The sequence below is a fragment of the Roseibium sp. RKSG952 genome, assembly GCF_009711355.1.
Genome location: NZ_SMMF01000658.1, coordinates 1 through 3,417, shown reverse-complemented (window position 1 = coordinate 3,417; position 3,417 = coordinate 1). Strand labels below are relative to the sequence as shown.

Here is a 3,417-nt window from a genome sequence, read left to right as displayed (position 1 = left end):
AAACACCGGCCTTTTTCAACGGGCTGTTAGCGTTGTCTAGCGGGAACCTAACGCTATGCCCTCATGTATCGCCCTTTCGGGCATAGCTCAGGAGTTCTGCCAGTCCCGGCCGGTCCATGCTCTTTCCCGACTTGATGTCATGATAGATCCTGACCGCACCTGCTTGTTCAAGGCGCAGGGTTTGTCCGGCAATGTCCTGGTCGCCGGTCGATACCCGGGCATATCCGAGAATGTCCCCCATTGCCTCAGTCTCCAAAACGGCCGTTCTGTGGACAACCGCATAGAACGATCGATACTGGCTAAAAAACGTCCAGAGAATACGTCTCTTTAATGCCTTCTGTCCATCAAAACATCCAACAGTTTGTGGACGATTTGGAGGCCTCTTGCGTAAACATGAATTGCTGAACGCCACAGAGCGGGAACAATTGTTTGGGATCCCGGTCAACCGAGATGTTCTGGCCCGGCTTTATACATTTGAATTGAAGGACTACGAACTGATTTGGCCGCGCCGTGAGGACCGCAACCGCCTCGGTGCGGCTGTGCAACTTGCCTTGTTTCGCCACCCCGGCATGACACTCGCACTGGTTCAGCAGGGGTCTATTGGACTACCGACAGAATTCGTTGCCTTCATTGCCGAACAGTTGGAAATCCCACTGAACGTTCTCTCCGAATACGCCAGTAGAGAACAGACAATGACAGACCACGCGCTCGAGCTTTCGGAGGCTCTCGGATTGCGGCCAGCGGTCAAATCGGACGTTGGGTTTATGATTAACGCAGCGGCCCAAGCCGCATGGAGTACCGACAAAGGTTTAGACATCGCTGCTGGTGTTATTAAGGCCTTGCGGCATTCCGGCATACTTTTACCCTCCGTCACAACGATCGAGCGGACAGGTCTGGCTGGCCGAGCGCGGGCACGCAAACAGACAGCGCACACACTGCTTTCCGGACTCAGGTCAGAGCAGCTGAAAGCCCTCGATAGTCTGTTGATCAAAGATCCCGGAAATGGTGTCGTGCCTCTGTCTTGGCTCAAGGCATTTCCACACGCCGTAAAACCGGATCACGTAAAGGGCATACTCGACCGGCTACGCACCATACGGGAACTGAACATTCCTGCGGATCTCATAAACGCCGTGCATCGCGACCGATACCGGCAGTTGGTTCAGGAGGGATACATTTCTCCAGCCTACATGATCGATCGTTACACAGTGCCCAGACGCCGGGCGACACTTTTAGCACTGTTGATTGATCTCGAAGAACGGTTAACTGATGCGGCGGTCGACATGGCGGATAAGCTTGTCGGCGGCCTGTTCAGCCGTGCAAAAAACAAGCAATCCCGGCGCTATGTGGGGACCGCCAAGGATGTGGCTAGGCTGATGAGACTGTTTCGGGGCACGATTGATGCCCTCTCCACGGCTCACCAGAATGATTTTGATCCGATTGAGCTACTTGATGAAACAGTCGGTTGGACCAACTTGTTTAAGGTTAGGGGTGAAGTAAATGCACTGGCTGAAAGCACTGATGTGAACCCTCTCATAACTGCCACTGACCGCTATGCAACCTTGAGAAAATTTGCGCCGGTCCTGATTGAAGCACTCCACTTCAAGGCAGATCGGGGTAACGCTCGAACCGTTGCTGCGATCAATACTCTTCGCGATCTCAATAAAACCCGCAAACGTAAAGTGCCACCAGACGCTCCAATGCCTTTCAAGAAAGAATGGCGGAAACTGGTTGTTGACCCGGATGGCAAAATCAACCGCCGATTATACGAAACTGCCACCCTCGCACATCTGCGCAACAAGTTGCGCTCCGGTGATATTTGGCTGGAACGGTCATCTGCTTACAGGCGGTTCGATAGTTATCTCCTTCCGAAACCAGAGGCTGCTCCGGTAGCCTCAGAAATGGGGTTGCCGGACACTGCGGATGAATGGCTTTCTCAACGTGGCCGTGAACTGGACCGCAGGCTCCAGAACTTTGCACGGTGCGTTGAACGGAATCAGCTCGATGGCGTGCAATTCGTTGACGGCCGTCTTCGGATCTCGCCGGTAAAGTCTGCCGTGCCTAGAGAGGCGGAAAACCTTGCAGACCGCCTAGATTCCATGATGCCACGCATACGGATTACGGAATTGCTGCATGAGGTTGCACGCGAGACCGGCTTCCTTTCAGCTTTCACAAACTTACGGACCGGAGAACCGTGCCGGAATGAAAGTGCTATTCTGGCAGCCATATTGGCCAATGCCACAAATCTTGGCATTTCGCGAATGGCCGCCGCCAGCGAAGGAGTGACCCGGGATCAGCTTTTTTGGACGCAAGATGCCTACATCCGGCAGGATACCTATCGAAAGGCGCTTGCGACGATCATCAACGCTCAACATCGTCTGCCAATTTCCAGGCTTTGGGGCGATGGGACGACATCCAGTTCAGACGGACAATTTTTCCGCGGTGCGAAGCGGGGCGCGTCAGGCGGCGAAATCAACGCACGCTATGGCACTGATCCCGGTTTCACATTCTACACTCATGTCTCCGACCAGCACGGGCCCTTTTACGTGAAAGTCATCACGGCAGCTACCCATGAGGCGCCTTTCGTTCTTGATGGATTGCTTCACCATGGCAGTGACCTTTCGATTGTCGAGCACTACACGGACACCGGTGGTGTTTCGGATCACATCTTTGCCTTGTGCGCGATGCTCGGCTTCCGTTTTTGTCCGCGCATGCGCGACTTTCCTGACCGGCGGCTATTTTCGATTGCACCCCCATCTGGCTATGGTTTGATTTCGCCGCTATTTGGTAAACGTATCCGAACCGATGTCATTCGCGAACACTGGGATCAAGTCACTCAATTGATGGCCTCTTTGAAATCCGGCCATGCTTTGCCATCAATGATCTTACGCAAACTTGCCGCATACGAGCGCCGGAACAAGTTGGACATTGCCCTTCAGGAAATTGGTAAAATCGAACGCAGCTTGTTCATGCTCGATTGGCTTGAGAACCCGTCTCTTCGCCGCAGGTGTCAAGCCGGCCTCAACAAAGGCGAGCAACGGAATGCGCTGGCGCAAGCCATCTACACATTCCGCCAGGGACGCGTGACTGACCGCAGTCCGGAAGCCCAGCAGTACCGGGCCTCTGGGCTGAACCTCGTAACCGCGGCCATTATTTACTGGAACTCGACCTACATGTCTGATGCAATTAAGCACCTGCGAGGATCTGAGACCCCCATCAATGATGATCTTCTCCGCCATACATCGCCAGCCGGTTGGGAACACATCGCGTTTTCCGGCGACTTTCTGTGGCATAAAGCGGCAAAAAAACAAGGGCGAAGGCCACTTACGCTCCACGGTGTTAATTGCGCTGCTTAGCTAATATTCACGTTTTGTACCACCTTAGCGTTGTCGGCGTTTATCAACCAAAGACAGCGGAGCC

The 3,417-nt window shown here is 53.8% G+C and carries 1 protein-coding gene and 1 pseudogene; one reads left to right on the top strand and one right to left on the bottom strand.

Features of this window, described 5'->3' with window-relative positions; genetic code table 11:
• Positions 1–64: 64 nt before the first annotated feature.
• A pseudogene (locus tag E1297_RS03420) lies at positions 65–241 on the bottom strand (recombinase family protein); the annotation flags it as partial.
• Between the two features lie 142 nt (positions 242–383).
• Here E1297_RS03420 and E1297_RS03415 point away from each other — a divergent pair.
• On the top strand, positions 384–3,353 hold the full coding sequence (locus E1297_RS03415; protein ID WP_155133892.1) for a Tn3 family transposase: 2,970 nt from the start codon (positions 384–386) through the stop codon (positions 3,351–3,353).
• The last annotated feature ends 64 nt before the right edge of the window (positions 3,354–3,417 follow it).